Source organism: Hydrogenophaga taeniospiralis CCUG 15921, assembly GCF_001592305.1.
Classification (GTDB): domain Bacteria; phylum Pseudomonadota; class Gammaproteobacteria; order Burkholderiales; family Burkholderiaceae_C; genus Hydrogenophaga; species Hydrogenophaga taeniospiralis.
Map to the genome: position 1 here is coordinate 30,090 of NZ_BCWR01000024.1, position 21,392 is coordinate 51,481.

The 21,392-nt window shown below is 68.8% G+C and carries 16 protein-coding genes and 1 tRNA gene; 5 read left to right on the top strand and 12 right to left on the bottom strand.

The features are described 5' to 3' along the window. Entirely contained in the window at nt 1–1,431 is a 1,431-nt protein-coding gene (gene peaB / locus HTA01S_RS23475) for a quinohemoprotein amine dehydrogenase maturation protein (RefSeq protein ID WP_068176087.1), read from the bottom strand. A 24-nt stretch (nt 1,432–1,455) separates the two neighbouring features. Next, nucleotides 1,456–3,039, bottom strand: a complete 1,584-nt coding sequence (gene peaA, locus HTA01S_RS23480; protein ID WP_068176091.1) for a quinohemoprotein amine dehydrogenase subunit alpha — start codon at nt 3,037–3,039, stop codon at nt 1,456–1,458. A gap of 188 nt (nt 3,040–3,227) precedes the next feature. On the opposite strand from peaA, the gene HTA01S_RS23485 reads away from it, so the two are divergent. Then, complete coding sequence (locus HTA01S_RS23485; RefSeq protein WP_068176092.1) at nt 3,228–4,223, top strand: helix-turn-helix domain-containing protein; 996 nt, start codon at nt 3,228–3,230, stop codon at nt 4,221–4,223. Between the two features lie 16 nt (nt 4,224–4,239). Here the strand turns inward: HTA01S_RS23485 and qhpG are convergent, their stop codons facing one another. The 5 genes from qhpG to HTA01S_RS23510 all read right to left on the bottom strand — a co-directional run bounded on the left by qhpG (nt 4,240) and on the right by HTA01S_RS23510 (nt 11,578). Next, nucleotides 4,240–5,586 (bottom strand): flavin-dependent monooxygenase QhpG, encoded by a 1,347-nt coding sequence (gene qhpG, locus HTA01S_RS23490; protein ID WP_245638187.1) that lies wholly within the window; start codon nt 5,584–5,586, stop codon nt 4,240–4,242. Next, a complete protein-coding gene (qhpE, locus tag HTA01S_RS23495) occupies nt 5,583–6,245 on the bottom strand; it encodes a subtilisin-like serine protease QhpE (RefSeq protein ID WP_068176095.1) in 663 nt (220 codons plus the stop codon). Before qhpE ends, qhpG begins: the two co-directional genes overlap by 4 nt. After that, the gene (locus HTA01S_RS23500; RefSeq protein WP_157572249.1) at nt 6,238–7,977 is read right to left on the bottom strand and encodes an ABC transporter ATP-binding protein; all 1,740 of its coding nucleotides are present in this window, start codon (nt 7,975–7,977) and stop codon (nt 6,238–6,240) included. Before HTA01S_RS23500 ends, qhpE begins: the two co-directional genes overlap by 8 nt. 233 nt (nt 7,978–8,210) lie before the next feature. Beyond that, the gene (gene katG, locus HTA01S_RS23505; RefSeq protein ID WP_068176098.1) at nt 8,211–10,406 is read right to left on the bottom strand and encodes a catalase/peroxidase HPI; all 2,196 of its coding nucleotides are present in this window, start codon (nt 10,404–10,406) and stop codon (nt 8,211–8,213) included. Between the two features lie 209 nt (nt 10,407–10,615). Then, nucleotides 10,616–11,578, bottom strand: a complete 963-nt coding sequence (locus tag HTA01S_RS23510; protein ID WP_068176100.1) for an AEC family transporter — start codon at nt 11,576–11,578, stop codon at nt 10,616–10,618. Nucleotides 11,579–11,742: 164 nt separating this feature from the next. Between HTA01S_RS23510 and HTA01S_RS23515 the strand changes: the two genes are divergently transcribed. The 4 genes from HTA01S_RS23515 to panD all read left to right on the top strand — a co-directional run bounded on the left by HTA01S_RS23515 (nt 11,743) and on the right by panD (nt 16,080). Continuing rightward, on the top strand, nt 11,743–13,818 hold the full coding sequence (locus tag HTA01S_RS23515; RefSeq protein ID WP_068176103.1) for an ATP-dependent helicase: 2,076 nt from the start codon (nt 11,743–11,745) through the stop codon (nt 13,816–13,818). Next, complete coding sequence (locus HTA01S_RS23520; protein ID WP_157572250.1) at nt 13,815–14,318, top strand: hypothetical protein; 504 nt, start codon at nt 13,815–13,817, stop codon at nt 14,316–14,318. The genes HTA01S_RS23515 and HTA01S_RS23520 overlap by 4 nt, the downstream gene beginning before the upstream one ends. Nucleotides 14,319–14,570: 252 nt before the next feature. After that, nucleotides 14,571–15,551, top strand: a complete 981-nt coding sequence (locus HTA01S_RS23525) for a cytochrome-c peroxidase (protein WP_068176110.1) — start codon at nt 14,571–14,573, stop codon at nt 15,549–15,551. Nucleotides 15,552–15,699: 148 nt separating this feature from the next. Continuing rightward, a complete protein-coding gene (panD, locus tag HTA01S_RS23530; protein WP_068176113.1) occupies nt 15,700–16,080 on the top strand; it encodes an aspartate 1-decarboxylase in 381 nt (126 codons plus the stop codon). A gap of 56 nt (nt 16,081–16,136) precedes the next feature. On the opposite strand, the gene HTA01S_RS23535 is transcribed toward panD, so the two are convergent. From HTA01S_RS23535 to rsmB, 5 genes are all read right to left on the bottom strand, one after another. After that, nucleotides 16,137–16,212, bottom strand: a tRNA-Phe gene (locus HTA01S_RS23535). Between the two features lie 55 nt (nt 16,213–16,267). Further along, nucleotides 16,268–16,963 (bottom strand): response regulator, encoded by a 696-nt coding sequence (locus HTA01S_RS23540; RefSeq protein ID WP_068176115.1) that lies wholly within the window; start codon nt 16,961–16,963, stop codon nt 16,268–16,270. A gap of 30 nt (nt 16,964–16,993) precedes the next feature. Beyond that, nucleotides 16,994–19,243 (bottom strand): sensor histidine kinase, encoded by a 2,250-nt coding sequence (locus HTA01S_RS23545; protein WP_068176119.1) that lies wholly within the window; start codon nt 19,241–19,243, stop codon nt 16,994–16,996. 19 nt (nt 19,244–19,262) lie between these two features. Then, complete coding sequence (locus HTA01S_RS23550) at nt 19,263–19,883, bottom strand: DUF4390 domain-containing protein (protein WP_157572251.1); 621 nt, start codon at nt 19,881–19,883, stop codon at nt 19,263–19,265. A 73-nt stretch (nt 19,884–19,956) separates the two neighbouring features. Beyond that, nucleotides 19,957–21,372, bottom strand: coding sequence for a 16S rRNA (cytosine(967)-C(5))-methyltransferase RsmB (rsmB, locus tag HTA01S_RS23555; protein ID WP_068176133.1), 1,416 nt, complete (start codon nt 21,370–21,372; stop codon nt 19,957–19,959). Between the last annotated feature and the right edge of the window lie 20 nt (nt 21,373–21,392).

Below are 21,392 nucleotides of genomic sequence, written 5' to 3' on the forward strand. Positions count from 1 at the left end.
TCAGTGCACCTTTCGCGGTGAGATGAAGCGGTCGATGAAGGACGGGTTCTTGGCCATGATTTCGCTGTAGACGCCGATGCCAAAGTCCACCCAGTCGCGCATGAGTTCGCAGTAGTGGTAGGTCGGGTGGATCGGGTCCTGGTAGCGGGCGTAGCTCTCGTGGTAGCAGCCGCCGGCGCAGAAGTTGCGGATGCGGCAGGTCTCGCAGCCGGTGCCGCTGCGGTCCAGACGCTGGTCGAGGAACTCACCCAGCGCCTCTTTTTCGATGCCGGTCTTGACGTCGCCGAAGGTCGGCAGTGAGGAGCCGGTGAAGCGGTGGCAGAGGTTGAGGCCGCCTTCGTGGTCCACCGCCAGCATCTTCAGCCCTGCGCCGCAGGGCAGCGCCTTGCGCTGGCCTTCGTGCAGGTCGGTGATGAGCTGGTGCAGGTTGGAAAAGCCGGTGGTGCGGCCCTGCAAGGCTTCGCTCAGATACCGCTCACCGAGGCGCTTGAAGCCGGCGAAGACCTCGTGCAGCTCGTCCACCGAGAGGTTGAAGGTGTCGATGTCGCCCGAGGTTACAGGCGCAAAACCGACCTCGGCAAAACCCAGCTCGTTGAACAGGTGGTCCCAGATGCGCTCGACCTCGGTGGTGCCGTGGGTGAGCGTGACGCGGGCGCCGATGGGGCGCGCGTTGTAACGGGCCAGCAGCTTGCGCGCCTTCTCGCTCACCGTGCGGTAGGTGCCCTTGCCGCCCACGGTGCGCCGGTTGCGGTCGTGGATCGCCTCCGGGCCGTCCATGCTGATCGAGAGGCCGAAGCGGTGCTCGTCCAGCCAGTCGACGATCTCGTCGGTGAGCAGCGTGGCGTTGGTGGTCATGACGAAGTCCACCTGCTTGCCCAGCTGGGCGAAGCGCGCCTCGCAGTAGTCCACCACCGTGCGGATCAGCTTGATGTTCGACAGCGGCTCCCCGCCGAAGAAGACCACGCTGAATCGCTTCTCGTTGGGCGACTCGGCCAGCATCAGCTCGATCGACTGCTGCGCGGTCTCCAGCGACATGCGCCGGCCCTTGTCGGGCGTGTCGAGGTCTTCCTTGTAGCAGTAGGTGCAGCTGAGGTTGCAGCCGGTGTTGACGTTCAGCACCACGGTGTTGATCGCCAGGTTGCCCAGTGTGGTGACCGGCTTGGCGGCGGGCTTGGGGCGGCCGTCGCTCAGCAGGTCCAGCGTCAGCAGTTCGCCGACGGTCTCGCGCAGGTCCTGTTCGTCGAACCGGCCGCGCAGTTGCTGCACCAGTTGGTCGGCCGAGAGGGATTCGGCGCGCACCCGCTCCAGCACGGTGTCGGTCATCTCATCGATGCCGTACAGCGCGTTGGTCGGGATGTGCAGCATCATCGTGCGCTCGCCCACCCGCACCTTGTGCAGGTTGTGTTCGCGCAGGCTCAGGATCTCACTCATGTCTGTGCTCCTTGTGGTGTGCGCTCAGGGCAGCGGCGGGTTGTTCCAGCGCTGCACGGTCACGATGAAATGGCCCTTGCCGGTCAGCGTCTTCTTGCCTTCGTTCACCGTCGCCACCGCATTCAGGTTGCCGGCGTTGTTGGTGCTCATGCGGCGTTTCGGGTTGGGGCCGGCGCCGGCCGGCGTGAAGATGCCGGTGTCGGCGTCCATCAGGCCCGCGAACTCGGCGTCGCGGTCTTCCTTGGCCACCTCGTTGAAGGGCTCGACCGACCACCTGGCGGGCACCGGACCGATGGCCCAGTCGTCCTTGGTGCCCTTCTTGCCGTCGCGCCCCACCGAGTGGGCGATGGCCTCGAAACGGCCCTGCACCACCGGCGTCGAACCGCCGTTGCCGCCGATGCGGCCGACCGCGTACTCGGGCGCCACCTTCACATAGTCGATGCGGTCGAACACCGCCAGCGGGCTGCTCGTCGCGCCGACCTGGAGCGTCTTCACCCCCTTGGCCGACGACTTTGCCGCGCTCACCTTGAGCACCAGTTGGTTCGCATCGCGCGAGACGGTCTCGGTGAGCGTCAGGCCCCTGGGCAGCTTCACGTCGCCATCGAGCCCGGTGCCGACGATGCGCAGCGTGGCGGTCTCACCCGCCCGGATGAGCGCCGGCTGCACCGCCAGGACCGTGGTGCCCGCGCCCTGCCGGGCGGCGCTGAGGTCGCCACCGCTGGCGTCCTGCTCGCGCTCGTACATGCGGCCGCTGGCGCGGTCGCCGTCCAGCGCCAGCACCTGGCGCATCTTCACGCCACCCACGTCGAGGTCGGCGCGCCATTCGTAGCCGGTGTAGACCAGGGCCGCGCCGCTGCCCTTGAGCGGGCTGCCATCGGCCCAGGTGCCCTCCAGCTCGACCGCATAGCGGTCGGCCGCGCTGCCCGCCGCCACCGTCATCACGCCCGCGTAGTCGCCCTTGCCGGGCCAGCGGCCGGCCACCGTCCAGCGGCCCACCGGGCTCACGGGCGCCCTGGCCTTCCAGTCGTTCCAGGCCTTGGACTCGTAGGGGTAGGTCTTGGCTAGGTAGGGCACCATCTCTTTCAGCGCGATGCCCAGCCAGTCGCGGTCGCGGCCGCCGGCCTGGTATTCGGTGGTGGGGAACTGACCCAGGTGGAAGTGCACCAGGTGCTCCCACTCGGCCATCGGCCGGCGCTGCAGCTCGACCCGCGCACCGGAGTGGCAGCGCGCGCACATCTGGCCGAACAGCTCGGTCTTGTGCTGCTCGATGGTGTTCAGGCGCCGCTCCATCGCGAAGCGCGCACCCTGGGTTTCGGACGGCGCCAGGCCCTGGGTGTCGGCCAGGTGCTTCACCACGGTGCGCACCTCCTCGGGCGAGAGCGGCGCGTTGTGCATGGTGCGCATGCGCGTGACCGTCATCAGCCAGCCCTCGGGCGACTTGCGCTGCTGCAGGCGGTTGACCTGGTCGCCCACCTGGGTGTGGCAGGTGACGCACTTGCTGTTGATGATCTCCTGCGCAGTGGCGGCGCCCGCGGCCGGCGTTGCCGCCAGCCACGCCAGCGCCGCGCCCAGCGGCAGCAGCGACCTGAGTGTCTGTGTCCAGTTCATGGGGGTTCTCTCCTCGCAAAGTCACCGCCTTCTGGCGGCGTGCGACTCACTTTAGGGAGATTCCCGATGGCGCCGTATCCACTTTTGGCAAACGCTTGCGCACCTGCCCGGCGGCATGTTTTTTGCACCGCAGCACAGGCGCGCACCACCCGCGTGCAGATTCCGCCCCACGAATTGCGAGTCGCCCCATGAACCGGTTCCTTGGACATCCCACCCCGCGCATCGCCGGCGCCGACGCGGTGGACGTGCGCGTGAGCGACACGCACGACGCCGACGAACAGGCCGCCTGCCTGACCGACTGGGGCCAGTGCTACGAGCAGATGAGCCACGGCAGCTTCGACGGCCACTTCGAGTCCTACCGCTTCGACGGCATCGAAATCTTCCGCGAAGACACCAACCAGGTGGTGCAGCAGTACGGCCAGCCCCAGGCGGGCACCATGACGCTGGCGACGCTGCTGGACACCAGCGAGGACGGGCGCTTCTGCGGCACCCCGGTCACCACCGACCACTACTTCTTCCTGCGCGGCGGCCGGGAGTTTCACTTCCGCACGCCGCAGCGCGTGACCCTGGCCGCGGTGACGGTGGACCTGGAGCGCTTCGGCGCCTACTGCCAGCGTGTGGGCGAGCTGCCGCCGCCCGGCGCCTGCGTGGACAACGGCCTGATCCGCAAGGGCGCGCAGGACGAGCTGGGGGGCGTGCTCACCAGCCTGATGCAGAGCCTGCGCCACTCGCCCGACATGCTGCGCCACGACACCCTGCGGCGCTGCCTGGCCGAGGGCCTGCACAGCACCGTGCTGGGCCTGTGCGGACCGACGGAGAACACCAGCAAGGACCTGACCGCCTGCACGCGGCAGTACGTGGTGAACAAGGCGCGCGACTACATGCGCGAGCACGTGGACGAGCCGATCACCGTGAGCGACCTGTGCGCGCACATCCGGGTCTCGCGCCGCACGCTGCAGTACTCGTTCCAGGACGTGCTGGGCACCAACCCGGCGCGCTACCTGCGCAACATGCGCCTGAACGGAGCCCGGCGCGAGATCCGCCGCCAGACCGACGAGCGCGCGCCGGTGGCCGACATCGCGGCGCGCTGGGGCTTCTGGCACCCCTCGCGGTTCGCGTCGGAATACAAATCGCTGTTCGGCGAGCTGCCGTCGGCCACGCTCAAGGCCGCGGTGCGGCACTGAGCGGCAAGACCGCGGTTCAGCGCCAGCCCTGCGCGCGCATCCAGCGCAGCGCAGCCTGGGCCCGCCCGGCGTCGCCACCGAGCAGCGGCGCCAGCGCCTGGGCCTCGCGCCCCGGCGCGGCCTGCGCGGCGCGCCACAGCGGTGCGATCTCCACCCCGTCCACGTGCCAGATGCCCAGCGGCTGCTCGGCGGTGACGACCACCTCGGCCAGGCGGATGCGGTCGCGGTCCACCACCGGCCGTCCTTCGATGTGCGGCGGCGCGTTGCCTGCTGCGCCATGGGCGGGCAATGCATCTGGCCAGGCGCGGCGGGCGGCCCAGAAAGGTTCGTCGGCCCAGCGCGCTTCCTGCGCGTAGAAGTCGCGCCCGATGCGCGCGAAGCGCTGGAACAGGCCCTGCACACGCTCTGTGTGGAAGCGCCGCGCGTGCGGCGCGTCGGCCGGGTGGTTCAGCAGGGTGTGCACCACCATCGGCGCCTGCAGCGCCGACGAGAGCGACTGGAAGATGCCGTTGCCCGACAGCGGATCGGCCGCCATCGCGGCGTCGCCGACGCGCAGCCAGGTGGCGCCACAGACCTCGGGCGCCAGCACGGCGCCGCTGGTGCGCGCCAGCGCGTGCACCTCGGTGGCCGCGGTATCCAGAAACGGCAAGGCCGCGTCGACCGTGGACAGCCGTTCGCGGACGAAAGCGCCCAGCTGCGCGCGCTGCGGCAGCGCGATGGCCGACGGGTCCACAGTGAGCTGCAGCGCCACGGCGCCACCCGGCAGCCGCGCGCACCAGGCCCAGCCGCCGGGCAGGCTCTCCACCGCCGAGCCGGCCTCGCCGCCCGGCGCCCCCTGGCCGCGCCAGAGCAGGGCCACGGTCTCGGGCCCGCGGCTCACGCCCTGCGGCGGGTGCGGCGCGAGGCGGCCGCGCGCCTCGACCACGAAGCGGGCGCGCAGGGTCGTCGGCTGGGTCTCGTCGGGGCGCTGGATTTGCAGGGCGTGGCCGTCGTCGCCGTGCTCGCCGGGCGTCCAGCGCATCACCCGCTCGGCGATGCACTCGACGCCGTGGTCCTGCAGCTCCTGCCAGAGCATGCTGTCGAAGGCGGCGCGGTCGACCAGGCGTTCGCTGTTGAGCGCAGTGGTGGCGCCGGCCCAGGTGGCGCGGCGCAGCGAGGGTTCGGCGATGGCAGCCAGCGCCGCCTCGATGCCCACGCCGCGCAGGCCGGCGACCACGCGGTCGGACACGCCTTCGATGGCGTCGAAGGCGCGCGGCACGCCGACCACGGTGACGGCGTGGCCGAGCCGGCGCAGGCCCAGCGCGACGGCAGCGCCTGCCGGCCCGCCGCCCAGCACCACAATGCCGCGGTCGATCCGCGTCACCGCGTTCTCCGCTCGGGGCCGTGAAAGGCCGCGCTGGCGACCAGCGCCTGCCAGATCGCTTCGCGCGTGGGCGCCACGCCTGCAGAGAGCAGCGCCGCCACACGCCCGCTCAGGTGGGCGCAGCCCAGGCTCGCCCCGGCGTTGGCGCGGTCGCCGTCGGGCGGCAGCACGCAGGCGCCGAAGTCGGCGTGTGGCAACAACAGCGCCGAGTGCTGGCCGGGCGCGCAGCGCGCGTCGCCCATGGCGCGGATCGCGCCCGGGTATCCCGCCGGATACACCGGCTCGCCACGCGCGGGGGTGGACGCGATCAGCAGACGGCCCCTGGCCATGGCGCGTTCGCAGGCTTCCCGCAGTGGCGGGTGGTCCTGCCGCACGCCCAGGCTCAGGTTGATCACGGTGGCGCCCTCGTCCACCAGCCAGTCCACCGCGCGCGCGACCGTGGCCATGTCGGTGCGCAACGCCTCGCCGAACACCTGGGCCACCACGAAGCGGGCGCCGGGCGCCAGCGCGGCCATGGCCTGCAGGGTGCGCGCGCCGTGACCGAGGCGGTCCATCGCGTCGCCACCGCCGGTCACGAAGCTGCGCGCCGCGAGCACCCGGTCCTGCAGCGCCAGCGGCCAGCCACTGTCGACCACGCCCACGCGCACCGGCTCAGCCATGCGGGGCCTCCGCGTCCTCGCGCGTCTGCACCTCGATGCGCCCGCCGGCCAGGTGCAGGCGCAGCGAGCAACCCGCCCAGGCGCTGGGCCGGTGGCTGACGATCAGGCGTGTGCGGCCCGCGAAACAGGTGTCGATCTGCGCCAGGATCTGCGCCTCCATCGCCTCGTCCAGCGCCGAGGTGGCCTCGTCCAGCACCAGCACCGCCGGGTCCTGCAGCAGCGCTCGCGCGATGGCGATGCGCTGGCGCTGGCCGCCCGAGAGCGTCTGGCCGCGCTCGCCGACGGTGGTGTGCAGGCCCTCGGGCAGCGTGGCGATCCAGTCGGACAGACCCGCGCGCTGCGCCGCCTGCGCCACCGACGTCTCGTCGGCGTCCGGGCAGGCGTAGCGCAGGTTCTCCAGCAGCGGCGCGCGGAACAGCACGATGTCCTGGCTCACCACGGCCACCGCGCGGCGCAGGTCGGCCAGCGCGAGCTGCCGCAGATCGACGCCGTCGAGCGTGACCGCGCCGGCCTGCGGGTCGTGGTGGCGCAGCAGCAGGTCGATCAAGGTGCTCTTGCCTGCCCCCGAGGCACCGGTCAGGGCCACGCAGGCGCCCGCCGGAATCACCGCACTCGCGCCCGCCAGCACCGGCTCGCCGCGCCCGGGGTGGGCGAACACCACACCGTCCAGCCGCAGCTCGCCGCGCAGCGGCGACGGCAGCGGCCTCGGTTCGGCCGGGTCGCTCACGCCCACCGGTTCGTCGCGCAGCCCGGCCACGCGCTCCAGGCTCACGCGCACCTTCTGCAGCCCCACGTACCAGCCCAGCAGGCTGTTGACCGGTCCGCTGGCCATGCCGAGGTAGGTGGAGAACGCGACCAGCGAGCCCAGCGCCCACTGGCCGTCGATGACCCAGGCGCCGCCGATGAGAAAGGCCAGCGCGCGCGTCCAGGCCGTGAGCTGGCCCGGCACCGCATGGGTCACGAACTCGATGATCTGCAGCCGCAGCAGCGACGAGAGGTAGCCGGCGTGCAGCCCGTCCAGCCGCCGCGCCTCGCGCGCCTCCTGCCGGCTGGCCTGCACGAACTTGAGCGCCGGCAGCACCTCGACGAAGAAGCTGGACACATCGCCCGAGCGCTCGCGCAGCGAGCGCGCGCCCTCGGCCACACGCGGGCGCATGCGGCGCAGCCACCACCACTCCAGCGGCAGCAGCAGCGCCACCAGCAAGGTCAGCTCCCACGACAGCCAGAGCATCCAGCCCACCGCGCCCACCAGGCCCAGCAGGTTGGACAGCACGGCGAACAGGCTGTCAACCGCGAAGCGCCGGATCTCCGCCATGTCGCCGTCCAGCCGCGACATCACGTCGCCTGTGCGCCAGCGTGCCCAGAACGAAGGCGAGAGCCGCTGCAGGTGGGCGAACACATCGTGCCGCAGGTCGAACAGCACCGCGGCAGAGAGCCTGGTGTGCAGGTAGCGGTTCAGCCCCGCGAGCAGCGTCGCCGCCAGACCGGCCAGCAGCATGAAGAGTGCCGTGGTCCACAGCACCTCGTGGCTGCGCGCAATCAGCCCGTCGTCGATCAGACGCTTGACCAGCAGCGGCTGCAGCAGCACCAGCGACGAAGCGATGACCGACAGCACCAGCACACCGCCCATGGCCCGCGCGCGCGGCCGCACGAAACCGAACAGCCACGCCCAGTGCCGGCGCTCGCCTTCAGGGCGCCGCCGAGCGAGCCAGGGAGCCAGCAGGCCGAACATGAAGGCATGGTGGCACAGGAGGTTCGATGCACCCAAGCGGCTGTCGCGGCCAGACAGCAACTGCAGCGGTTTGCCAAAAGTGGCTACCCAGAAAGCAGAAAGACAAACCCCTCCGCAAGGGAGGGGGAGTGTTCGAGGGCACCCGAGGAACCGGCTCCGCCGGGCCTCAGGGTGCGTCCCCCTCCCGCCGCAGGCGAGAGAGGGGGAAGCGGCGTCAGCCGCGCAGGGGGTGCTTAGAGGCTCATCACCTTGTTCCAGGCCGCCACGAAGTCCTTGACGAACTTCCTCCCGCCGTCGTTCTGCGCATAGACCTCGGCGATCGCGCGCAGCTGCGAGTTGGAACCGAAGGCCAGGTCGACGCGGGTCGCAGTCCACTTCACGGCACCGCTCTTCCGGTCGCGGCCTTCGTAGGCGTTGTCACCCGTCGGCTTCCAGGCGGTGGACATGTCCACCAGGTTGACGAAGAAGTCGTTCGTCAGCTGGCCCGGGCGCTGGGTGAACACCCCGTGCTTCGAGCCGCCGTGGTTGGCGCCGAGCACACGCAGGCCACCGACCAGCACCGTCATCTCCGGTGCGGACAGCGTGAACAGTTGCGCCTTGTCGAGCAGCATCTCTTCGGGCGAGACGCGGAAGGCCTGCTTGCGGTAGTTGCGGAAGCCGTCGGCCACCGGTTCGAGCACGGCAAAGGACTCCACATCGGTCTGCTCGGCCGTGGCGTCGGTGCGTCCGGGGGTGAAGGGCACCTCCACCGTGTGGCCCGCCGCCTTGGCCGCCGCTTCCACGCCAGCGTTGCCCGCCAGCACGATCAGGTCGGCCAGCGACACCTTCTTGCCGCCCGCAGCGCCGGTGTTGAAGCCGCGCTGGATTTCCTCCAGCACGGCCAGCACCTTGGCCAGCTGGGCCGGCTGGTTGGCCTCCCAGTCTTTCTGCGGCGCCAGGCGGACGCGGGCGCCGTTGCTGCCGCCGCGCCGGTCGGAACCGCGGTAGGTGGAGGCCGAGGCCCAGGCGGTGGAGACCAGCTCGCTCACCGACAGGCCCGAGGCCAGCACGCGGGCCTTGAGTTCCTTCGCGTCGGCGAGGTCGATCAGCGGGTGGTCGACGGCGGGCACCGGGTCCTGCCAGATCATGTCTTCGGCCGGCACTTCGGGGCCGAGGTAGCGGCTCTTGGGGCCCATGTCGCGGTGGGTCAGCTTGAACCAGGCGCGGGCGTAGGCGTCGGCGAACTCGTCCGGGTTCGCGGCGAAATGGCGCGAGATCTTTTCGTAGGCCGGGTCGAAACGCAGCGAGAGGTCGGCCGTGGTCATCACCGGCGGGTGCTTCTTGCTCGGGTCGTGGGCGTCGATCACCATGTCTTCGGGTTCGACGTCCTTGGCGCGCCACTGAATGGCGCCGGCCGCGGTGGTCATCTGCTCCCACTCATATTTGAAGAGCACCTTGAAGTAGCCCATGTCCCATTGCGTGGGGTTGGGTTTCCAGGCACCCTCGAAGCCGCTGGTGGTGGCGTCGCCACCCTTGCCGCTGCCGTGTGCGTTGATCCAGCCCAGCCCCATTTCTTCGATGGGTGCGGCCTCGGGTTCGGGGCCGACCAGGGCCGCGTCACCGGCGCCGTGCATCTTGCCGAAGGTGTGGCCACCGGCCACCAGGGCCACGGTTTCGTAGTCGTCCATGGCCATGCGGGCGAAGGTCTCGCGCACGTCCTTGCCCGAGGCCACCGGGTCGGGCTTGCCATCCGGACCCTGCGGGTTCACGTAGATCAGGCCCATCTGCACGGCCGCCAGCGGGTTCTCCAGCTCGCGCTCGCCGCTGTAACGGCTGTTCGGCTTGTCGCTGGTGGCCAGCCATTCCTTTTCAGCGCCCCAGTAGATGTCCTCTTCCGGCGCCCAGATGTCTTCGCGGCCGCCGCCGAAGCCGAAGGTCTTGAAACCCATGGTCTCCATGGCCACGTTGCCGGCGAGCACGAACAGGTCGGCCCAGGAAATGGCGTTGCCGTACTTCTGCTTGATCGGCCACAGCAGGCGGCGGCCCTTGTCGAGGTTGCCGTTGTCGGGCCAGGAGTTCAGCGGCGCGAAGCGCTGGTTGCCGGTGTTGGCGCCGCCGCGGCCGTCGGCCGTGCGGTAGGTGCCGGCGGCGTGCCAGGCCAGGCGGATCATGAGGCCGCCGTAGTGGCCGTAGTCGGCCGGCCACCAGTCCTGGCTCTGGGTCATGAGGGCCGCCAGGTCTTTCTTCAGGGCCTGGTAGTCCAGCTTCTGGAAGGCTTCGGCGTAGTAGAAGTCCGGGTCCATCGGATTGGACACCGGCTGGTGCTGGTGCAGGATGGACAGGTTCAGCTGGTTCGGCCACCAGTCGGCGTTGGACTGGGCGCCGTGCGTGGCGCGGGCGCCGCCGGCGGCGTGGAAGGGGCACTGGGCTTCGGTGTTGGGGGTGCTCATGGTGGATCTCCTGCGGGTTGAACGGGTCCGTTCAGCTTGCGAGAGCCAGTGCCGCCAAACGCTCCATGCACTCTGCCACGAAGGCGGTGAAGGTGTCTTGGGTGTTCATGGCAGGGCTCCAGCAAGTGATCGAGCCCTCACTGTAGGTTTTACCTATCGATTTGACAACTTGATTATCTCTAGACAATCAATAGCCAATTGCTATTAACCTAAATCAACAGAGTGACCGCACCCGAGAACGTGAAAAAGGCCGCCGCGGTGGAGACCAGGATGATGCGGGCGATGCGCCCGTTGTCGGCGCCCAGGCGCTCGGCCAGCAGCGAGACGTTGCTGGCGCTCGGCAGCGCCGCCACCAGCACCATCACCGTGAGCGCGAAGGGATCGAGCGGCACGCCGATCTGGATCGCGCCCGAGCCCACCGCCAGCACCAGCAGCGGGTGCAGCAGCAACTTCATCAGCGCCACGGGCACGTAGTCCGACAGCGGCATCGGGTGGTTGGACTGGATCTGGGAACGCGCCAGCACCGCGCCGATGGTGAACAGCGCCACCGGCGAGGCCGCGTCGGCCAGCAACCAGGCCGTCTTTTCCACCGGACCGGGCAGATTGAACTGCACGGCCGAGGCCACGGCGCCCAGGATGATGGCCCAGGGCATGGGGTTGGCCACCACGCCGCGCAGGGCCTTTTTCGCAGCGTCCAGCATGGCGGCGGCGCCATGGCCCTCACCCTCGTCGAGCCGCGACAGCGCGATGCACAGCGAGCTGGTGATCACCATGTCCACCACGATCAGCACGATCACCGGCCCCACGCTCTGCGGCCCCAGCAGCGCGGCCAGCAGCGGCACGCCCATGAAACCGGTGTTGGGAAAGGCCGCGACCAGCGCGCCCAGCGACGCGTCGTTCCAGCGGATGCGCCGGTTCAGTGTCATGACGACGGCAAACCCCACCATTACCAGCGCACACAACAGGTAGACGCCGGCCACCGAGGCGTCCAGCAGCTGCGCGATCGGCGTGGTGGAGCCGAAGCGGTACAGCATGCAGGGCAGCGCGAAATACAGCACGAAGCCGTTGAGCCCGGGGATCGCCTCCAGCGGCAGCATGCGCCGGTGCGCCGCCACAAAGCCGCCCAGCACGAGCGCGAAGAAGGGAAAGGTGACGAGCAGGATGTTGAGCACGGTGCGCGATTGTCTCAGGCTGGTTCCCACCGGCCGGGCCTCAAGGTGCAAAGCACTGAGCTTCCAGCGACAGGCCCCCAATGCCCTAGGGCAGCGAGCCACACCCACCCTGCCGGTATCATCAATGGCTTCGCCCGTCCCGCTCCCGCCTCCCGATCGCCCGCATGTCCCACGGCCTGAACCTTGCCCAACTCGAAGCCGTGAACCACCTGGGGGGGCCTTGCCTGGTGCTGGCCGGGGCCGGTTCGGGCAAGACGCGGGTGATCACGCACAAGATCGGCCGGCTGATCCAGGCGGGCCTGGCGGCGGACCGCATCGCCGCCATCACCTTCACCAACAAGGCCGCGAGCGAAATGCGCGAACGTGCCGGCCAGTTGGTGGGCCGCGACGCCCGAAAAGTGCTGATCTGCACCTTTCACGCGCTGGGCGTGCGCCTGCTGCGCGAAGACGGCACGGCGCTGGGCCTGAAGAAGCAGTTCTCCATCCTCGACACCGACGACATCACCAGCCTGCTCAAGGACTGCGGCGGCACCACCGACGCGGCCACCGCGCGCGGCTGGCAATGGACCATCAGCGCCTGGAAGAGCGCGGGCATGAACTCGGCCCAGGCGCTGGCCGCCGCGAAAGACGAAGACGAGCGCGTCACCGCCACCATCATGGCGCGCTACGAAGAGCGCCTCACCGCCTACCAGAGCGTGGACTTCGACGACCTGATCAGCCTGCCGCTCAAGCTGCTGAGCGAACACGACGACGTGCGCGAGCGCTGGCAGAAGAAGATGGGCCATGTGCTGGTGGACGAGTACCAGGACACCAACGCCACCCAGTACGAGCTGTTGAAGCTGCTGGTGGGCGAACGCGCGCGCTTCACCGCCGTGGGCGACGACGACCAGTCCATTTACGGCTGGCGCGGCGCCACGCTGGACAACCTGAAACGGCTGCCGCAGGATTTTCCCGAGCTCAAGGTCATCAAGCTGGAGCAGAACTACCGCTCCACCAGCGCCATCCTGCGCGCGGCCAACAACGTGATCGGGCCCAACCCCAAGCTGTTTCCCAAGACGCTGTGGAGCGACCTGGGGGAAGGCGAGCCGGTGCGCGTGGTCGACGCTGACAACGAAGAACACGAGGCCGAGCGCGCGGTGGCGCGCATCCAGAGTCTGCAGGCCAGCTCGCAGCACAAAGAGTGGCGCGACTTCGCCATCCTCTACCGCGCCAACCACATGGCGCGCTCCTTCGAGCAGTCGCTGCGCCGGGCCAACATTCCCTACAAGGTCTCGGGCGGCCAGAGCTTTTTCGACAAGGCCGAGATCCGCGACCTTTGCGCCTGGCTGCGCCTGCTGGTCAACAACAACGATGACCCGGCCTTCCTGCGCTCGGCCACCACGCCCAAGCGCGGCATCGGCCACACCACGCTGCAGGCGCTGGGCAACTTCGCCACGCAGTACAAGATCAGCCTGTTCGACGCGCTGTTTTCCCACTCCCTCGGCACCGCCCTGCCCGCGCGCGCCGTGGCCACGCTGCACGAGTTCGGCCGCGCGGTGAACGACCTCGAATACCGCGCCAGACACACGGTGGGCCACGAGGCGGCGCGCGCCTTCCTCACCGAGTGGCTCAAGGACATCGCCTACGAAAAGCACCTGTACGACAGCGAAGACAACGAAAAGGTCGCGGCCGCGCGCTGGACCAACGTGATGGACTTCTGCGACTGGGTGGCCGGGCGCTGCGGCGGCAAGATCGAAGACGACGCTGGCATCCAGACCGAAACCGAACGCAAGACGCTATTGGAAGTGGTGCAGACCATCGCGCTGATCTCCACACTGAGCGAACGTGAGAAAGACCAGAACGTGGTGACGCTCTCCACGCTGCACGCGTCCAAGGGCCTGGAGTGGCCGCACGTGATGCTGGTGGGCGTGAACGAGGGCCTGCTGCCGTTCAAGATGGACGAAGAGCCCGGCCAGAGCGACGCCGCCGTCGAGAACATGGCCCAGCGCCTGCAGGAAGAGCGCCGCCTGATGTACGTGGGCATCACGCGCGCGCAGCGCACGCTGGCCGTGAGCTGGCTCAAGCGCCGCAAGAAGGGCCGCGAGAGCATTCCCGGCCAGGCCAGCCGCTTCATCAAGGAAATGGCGCTGGACCAGAACACCGTCAAGGAAGACCCGCGCGAAAAGCTGCGCGCACTGCGCGCCGAGTTCGCCCAGCGCGCCACCGAACAAGCCGCGCAGAAAGCGGCCGAAACCCCATGAAGCGACCACCAAGACCCCTTCGCGCCGGGCTCTGCCTGCTCGGTCTGGCCCTGGCCTGGGCGATGCCCGCCGCTGCGCAAACCCCGCCCGCCCAGCCCGCGCATGCGGCCACCGCCTGCCCGGCCCTGGACGAAGACCCGGCCCGGCTCCATGGCCTGTGGCAACTCACCCTCTGGCTGCCCGATGGCAGCGAAGCGGCCCCGGTGTCCACCGGCGCCCTGCTGTTCGAACGCCACCCCGACTACCCGGGCAGCGTGCGCGGCAACCTCAAGCGCTCCACCGAAGGCCACGACGTGCTGGCACTGGTGGCGGGCGACGTGAGCGACGGCGTGTTCAACCTCGACGAGTCGGCCGACGGCGTGGCCATGGACGCGGTCTGGACCGGCACCCCGCAAGACTGCGGACAGGCGATCAGCGGCATACGCCGGCCGGCCGAGGGCCGTGCACCCGGCGTACCGGTGCTCCAGTTTTCATTGCACAAAGCCCCCGGCGGACGCTGATCTCCCGCGGGTCGGGTGAAGGCGTGGCGGCACACGCACGCCCCACGGAAAACACTATGACAGCCATAGCTCGTTCCTATCGAGAACGGCCAACGGGTTGACCCCGATCAAACAACACCAGGGTTTACCCCCATAGAGTGGGCCCGTCACAAGCGACCGTCTGCGGACAGACACACCGCCACCTCTGCCGTGACTCTTCTGACACTCTGCAAAGGAAATACCTTGAAAACCACGACATCTCTCCCATCGGCCATGCGCAGCCTGGCCATCGCAGCGATCCTGGTCAGCGGCTCCGCCATGGCGCAGAACACCGAACCGGTGTCCCCCGTTCCCGCCCACAAGGCGGTGAATCCCGCCGCCGTGGAACTCGGCAAGAAGCTATTTTTTGATCCGCGCCTGTCCAAGTCCGGCTTCATCTCCTGCAACAGCTGCCACAACCTGAGTCTCGGCGGCACCGACAACCTGAAGACCTCCATCGGACACAACTGGCAACAAGGCCCGATCAACTCGCCCACGGTGCTGAACTCACGCCTGAACCTCGCGCAGTTCTGGGACGGCCGCGCCAAAGACCTGAAGGAACAGGCCGGCGGCCCCATCGCCAACCCGGGCGAAATGGCCTTCACGCACGAGCTGGCCATCGAGACGCTGAAGTCCATCCCCGGCTACGTGGAAGAGTTCAAGCAGGTCTTCAAGACCGACCGGCTCAGCATCGACGAGGTGACCACCGCGATCGCCGCGTTCGAAGAGACCCTGGTCACACCCAACTCGCGTTTCGACCAGTGGCTCGACGGGGACAAGAAGGCACTGACAAAGGACGAGCTTGCCGGCTACCAGCTCTTCAAGGACAGCGGCTGCGTGGCCTGCCACAACGGTCCCAACCTGGGCGGCAACTCGTTCCAGAAGATGGGCGTGGTGCAGGCCTACAAGACCGCCAGCACCGCCGAAGGCCGCAAGGGCGTGACCGGCAAGGACGCCGACCGCCTGAACTTCAAGGTGCCGACGCTGCGCAACGTGGAACTGACCTACCCCTACTTCCACGACGGTGAAGCCGCCACGCTGGCCTCCGCCGTGGACCTGATGGGACGCCTGCAGCTGGGCCGCGAGTTCAGCAAGGACGAGAACGCCAAGATCGTGGCCTTCCTCAAGACCCTGACCGGCCAGCAGCCCCAGATCGCGCTGCCGATCATGCCGCCCTCGACCGACAAGACGCCCAAACCCCGTCCGTTCAACTGAACGCAGGAACACGCCAGCCCCGCCGCCCGAAGGCGCGGCAACGCGCCTTCGGGCGGCGGGGTAACGGAAAAGGGCCGTAACGGCCGCGCCTGTTCGCCACAGGCGCGCGCTGTCACAATCGCGCTTCGTTGAGAGAAAGGCCCACAACATGTTTCGCTCCCTGTTGAAATCGAAAATCCACCGGGTCGCGGTCACGCACTGCGAACTGCACTACGAAGGCTCATGCGCCATTGACGAGAACCTGCTGGAAGCGGCCAACATCGTCGAGAACGAACAGATCCACATCTGGAACATCAACAACGGCGAGCGCTTCACCACCTACGCGATCAAGGGCCAGCGCGGCACCGGCATGATTTCCGTGAACGGATCGGCCGCACGCCGCGCCGCCGTGGGCGACCTGATCATCATCGCCGCCTTCGCCCAGGTGCACGAAGACCAGGTAGCCACGCACAAGCCGCAGCTGGTGTTCGTGGACGAGGCCAACCGCCAGATGGAACTGCGCCACAAAGTGCCCACCCAACAGCTCTGAAGAGGCCAGAAACAAAAAAGCCCGCCACCAAAAGGTAGCGGGCTTTTTCCTGTGTTTGGTGGCCTGGGACGGAATCGAACCATCGACACGCGGATTTTCAATCCGCTGCTCTACCAACTGAGCTACCGGGCCAAAGAGAAGCGGAAGTATAGCAGCTTCGCAGGCCGATTTTTCGGCCCGATGCCACTCAGAGTGCGCTGCGCTTGCTGCGGGCCAGGTCCACGCCGAGCTGCTTGAGCTTGCGGTAGAGGTGGGTGCGTTCCAGACCGGTTTTTTCGGCCACGCGGGTCATGGAGCCAGACTCCTTGGCCAGGTGGTATTCGAAATAGGCTTTCTCGAACTCGTCGCGCGATTCGCGCAGCGGGCCTTCGAGGTTGAACGAGCGCATGGACTGCGGGCCCATGTCCATCACCACTGGTTCGGGCAGGCTGCCACCGGTCATGGCGACTTCGACGGTGAGGTCGACCATGGGCAGGGCGCCGTTCTTGACGGGCGCCATCAGGCTGCTGGGCTTGGCCACCGCCTTGTTCAGGCCCAGGTCCACCGCCTTGAGCAGCTTTTGCAGGGTGATGGGTTTTTCGAGAAATGCGGTGGCGCCGATGCGCGTGGCTTCGACGGCGGTGTCGATGGTCGCGTGGCCGCTCATCATGATCACCGGCATGGAGAGCAGGCCGGTGCTGGCCCATTCCTTGAGCAGGGTCACGCCGTCGGTGTCGGGCATCCAGATGTCGAGCAGCACCAGATCGGGCCGCAACATGGCGCGCACGGAACGGGCCTGGGCGGCGTTTTCGGCCAGTTCGACCGTGTGTCCCTCGTCGTTGAGGATCTCCGAAAGCAGGTCCCGGATCCCCAGTTCATCGTCTACGACCAGAATAGTTGCCATGGCGTGCAGTGTGCCCCTCAGTACATGTTGTCAATTCGCAACTGCGAATGATAACGACACTTGCGCGCCCACCACCTTGCCGTCGATCAACAGATTGGACAAGTCGACCCGGCCACCGTGTTCATCCATCATTTTCTTGACCACGGCCAGGCCCAGCCCGGTGCCCTTGACCTTGGTGGTCACGTAGGGTTCGAAGGCGCGCTTGAGGATGTGTTCGGCGAACCCGGGGCCGTGATCCACCACGGACAGGCGCACCCAGTTGCCCTTGTCGGACAGGCGCGTGCGCAGCAGCACCTCGGCGCCGGGGTGGCCGGCCATGGCGTCCTGCGCGTTCTGCACCAGGTTGTGCAGCATCTGGCGCACCTGCTGGGGGTCGGCCTGCACCGGCGGGCAGTCGGGGGAGAGTTCGTGCCGCACCGGGACGGCGGCGTGGTCGTAGAGGCTCAGGATGTCACGCACCAGGGCGTTGAGGTCGGTGCGGGTGAGCTGGGCCGCGGGCAGGCGCGCGTAATCGCGGAACTCGTTGACCAGGCGCTTCATGGCATCGACCTGGTCGACGATGGTGCGCACCGACTTGTTCAGGATGGCCTGCTCGGGCGGCTGCACCTTGCCTTCGAGCTTCATGGCCAGGCGTTCGGCCGAGAGCTGGATCGGGGTGAGCGGGTTCTTGATCTCGTGCGCCAGACGCCGTGCCACCTCGCCCCAGGCCTGTGCGCGCTGCGCGGAGACCATCTCGGAGACGTCGTCGAACACCAGCAGGCGCTCGTTGTTGGGCAGCAAGGCGCCGCGGGCGATGAGGGTGATGCCTTCGTCGAAGGGCGTGGCGCCGTCGGCCCGGAGTTCGAACGACTGCTGCCAGTAACCGCCCTCGTGCGGGGTCTGCTCGGACAGGAAGCGCTCGAACTGCTGCAACACCCCCGAGGCAAAGGGCTCCAGCCCGGGCACGTCGACCAGCGGGGTTCCCAGGTGCAGGGCCAGGGGCGTGCGCAGGATGCGCTCGGCGCCGGGGTTGACGCTGTGCACCCGCCCTTCTTCGTCCAGCACCACCACGCCGGCGGTGAGGTTGTCCAGGATGGTCTGCAGGTTGCCGCGCGCCGCGTCGACCTGCGCCATGCTGCGCTGCACGTCGGCACGCGCGTCCGACAGGTCCTGCGTCATGCGGGCAAAGGTCCGGGTGAGCCCGGCGAGTTCATCGCGCGCGGCCAGCGAGCGCTTGGGGGCGAGGTTGCCGGCGGCCACTTCGCGCATGCCCTCGGCCAGCACGAGCAGGGGGCGCACCAGCTGGTTGCCCAGCAGCACCGCCAGCAGCACCGCGCCGAACACCGCCAGGAACAAGGCCAGCGTGAGCGTGCCGATGTACATGCGGCGCAGCCCCTCACGGGCCAGCGCCCGCTCCTGGTATTCCCGGTTCGCCTGTTGCACGGCCAGGGCGTCGGTCACCAGGGCGGCCGCCAGCGGCACGACCACCTGCAGGTACCGCGGCTCGGCATCGAAGCCAAACCCCGGGGAACTGACCAGGGCCAGCACCTTGATGCGGGCGCGCCCGGCGGCCAGCACGGCTTCGAGCTCGCCGTCGCCGCCTTCTTCCAGGCCTTCGATCTGCGCGGCCACCCGCACCGTGCGCAGGTTGCGCAGCTGCGCAAGGCTGGGGCGCTCGGGGTTGATGTCAAAGCGCGACTCCCCCGAACTGGCCAGCGCCTGACCGGAGGCGCCCCACAGCACCAGGTCGCTGGCCCCGAGTTGCTCGCGCAGGCGCTCCAGCGCCAGTACGGACGAGGCGTTGGGCACCCGGGCCAGGCCCTCGGCGGCCATGCGGGTCTTGCTGCTGACATCGGCGGTCAGGGTGTCGAGCGCGGTGCGCCCCAGGTTCAGGCCCGCATTGAGCGCGGCTTCCACGCGCACGTCGAACCAGCTCTCGATGGAACGCGAGACGAACTGGTAGGACACGGTGTAGATCAGCAACCCGGGCAACACCCCCACTAGCCCGATGATGCCGGCGAGCTTGACCAGCAGCCGGCTGCCGAACTTGCCCCGCTTCAACCGCATCGCCAGCCGCACCACCAGCCACAGGATGATCAGCAGCAGAATGGCGGCCACGGCCGCGTTGATCCCCACCAGCCAGGCGAAATTCTGCTCGTACAGCGCCCGGTTGCGGGTGGCCAGCGTGAGCAGGAACAGCAGCACCATGCCCACACCGGCGATGAACACCAGCGCCGCGGCGAACGCCCAGCGCGCCGGGGCGGTGCGTTTTTTCGGTGGATGGGTGTCGCTGGGGCTCACGGTGCAATGCCCTTCACGCTCAGCGCTGAGGTTCGGCCACGTCGGCTTCGTCTTTGTCGGACAGCGGTTCGGTGGATTTCTCGACTTCGACGTGTTCCGGCACGCGGAGTTCGCGCTGCAGTTCCACTGTCCAGTCGGGCTGGTTCACCATGCCGATCTGGAACGGGCGTGGCAGCAGCGACAGGTCGAGCCGGAACACCAGTTCGACGCGGTCGGCGCTGTCGGCCGCCGGGCCGTCCGCGATGTGCCAGCGCGAGATCCGCCCCACACCGGCCAGCGCCTCGGCCAGGGTGGCGTAGTTCTGGTGCAGGGCGTATTGCAGCCCCGCCCCGCCGCTGCCGGCCCCCGCATCGTTGGACAAACTCAAACGCCAGCGCCGCGTGAGTGGCTGATAGGCCAGGCGCAGCGTGCGCACGGTGCTGGCCACGCGCTTGTCGGTCCAGTACCAGCGCTTGCGGTACACGTCGGCCTGCCAGACGAAATACAGCGGCACCGACTTCTGCAGGGCGTCTTCGACCGCGTGCGCCGGCGAGAGCCCCAGCCGTGCCGACAGAAACAGCCCCTCGGGGGTGCGCTGCAGGGCCAGTTGCAGCGTCTCGGGTTCGCGGGCATGGGCCGACCAGGACAGCAACAGGGCCATCCCGCACACACAGACGAAGGTGCGCAGCCAGCGCCACACGGGGAGGGTCAGGGATGGGGTGTTCAGCGCGGGGTCAAGGCCGGGCCTTGTCGATGCGGGCGTAAAAGAATCCGTCGTATCCACCCGGAACATTCTCGTTGAACTCCCCATCCGCAATGACAGTTCCTGGCAGCAAATGGCCCGGCGAGGCCTGCAAGGCCGCGTCGGTGTGGCGCTCAAGGAACGCCTGGACCTGATCGGCCCCCTCGGCGCGAAACACCGAGCAGGTGCAATACAGCAATCGTCCGCCCGGCTTGAGCAGCGGCCACAAGGCTTCGAGCAACTGGTGCTGGATGGCCACCAGGGCGTCCACGTCGGCCGCGCGGCGCAGCCAGCGCACGTCGGGGTGGCGCCGCACGATGCCCGAGGCGGTGCACGGGGCGTCGAGCAGGATGGCGTCAAACGGCTGGCCGTCCCACCACACGGCGGGCTGGCCGGCATCGGCGCACTGCACCTCGGCGCTCAGGCCCAGGCGGCGCAGGTTGTCGTGGATGCGCACGCAGCGGCGTGCGTCCACGTCCAGTGCCAGCAGGTTCAGCTCGGCGCGCTCCAGCAGATGAGCGGTCTTGCCACCGGGAGCGGCGCAGGCGTCGAGCACGCGGTCGGCCATGCTCCACTCACGCCCCTCAAGCAGCAGGCCGGCGGCCATTTGCGCGGCACCGTCCTGCACCGAACAGTGGCCCCGGCCGAACCCGGGCAGCCGCTCGACGGGCTGCGGCGCCTCCAGCACCAGGCCGTCCTCACCGATGGCCTGGGCACTCAGGCCCATGGCCTGGAGCGCCTGCAGGTAGTCGGTCCGGCTGGTGCGGCGGCGGTTGATGCGCAGGACCATCGGGCCGGGCTGGTTGTTGGCCGCCAGGATGGCCTGCCAATGCCCGGGGTGGTCACGCTGCAGCCGCTCGATCCACCACATGGGGTGGTTCCAGCGCGCCACCGGCTGGCCGGCCACGTCGGCCAACAGCGCGTCCTTCTCCCGCAGAAAGCGCCGCAGGCAGGCGTTGATGAACGCCGCCTGGCGGTGGGTGTTGCGGTCCTGCCGGGCGGCGTCCACCGCCTGGTTCACCACGGTGTGCGGGGCGTACTGCAGGCCCACCCGCTGGCGCGCGCCCTCGGCATCACCGGCTTCTTCGGGCAGCAGCAGGGCCACTGCGCTGTGCAGCAGAGCCTGCACCGTGGCGTCGGGTTTGCGCTGCACCAGCCGGGTCACCAACGCACGCGCGCTGCCCAGGTGACGCAACACATGAAAAGTGAGCGCCTGCACACCGGGGCGCAGAGCCGTGCTCACCTGCGGCAGCACGTCGCTGAGCGAACGCCCCTGCTCTACCGCGAGCACACACAGCGCCGTCTGGTGCAGTTGCGTGGCCAGGCTGGGCGCGAGCCGGGGCTCAGGGCCCGGGCTGGGGGGCGAGGAAGGAGAAGTGGGGTGCGGGTTGCTCACATGGGCATCCATGTTGGGGTGGGCCGAGTGTG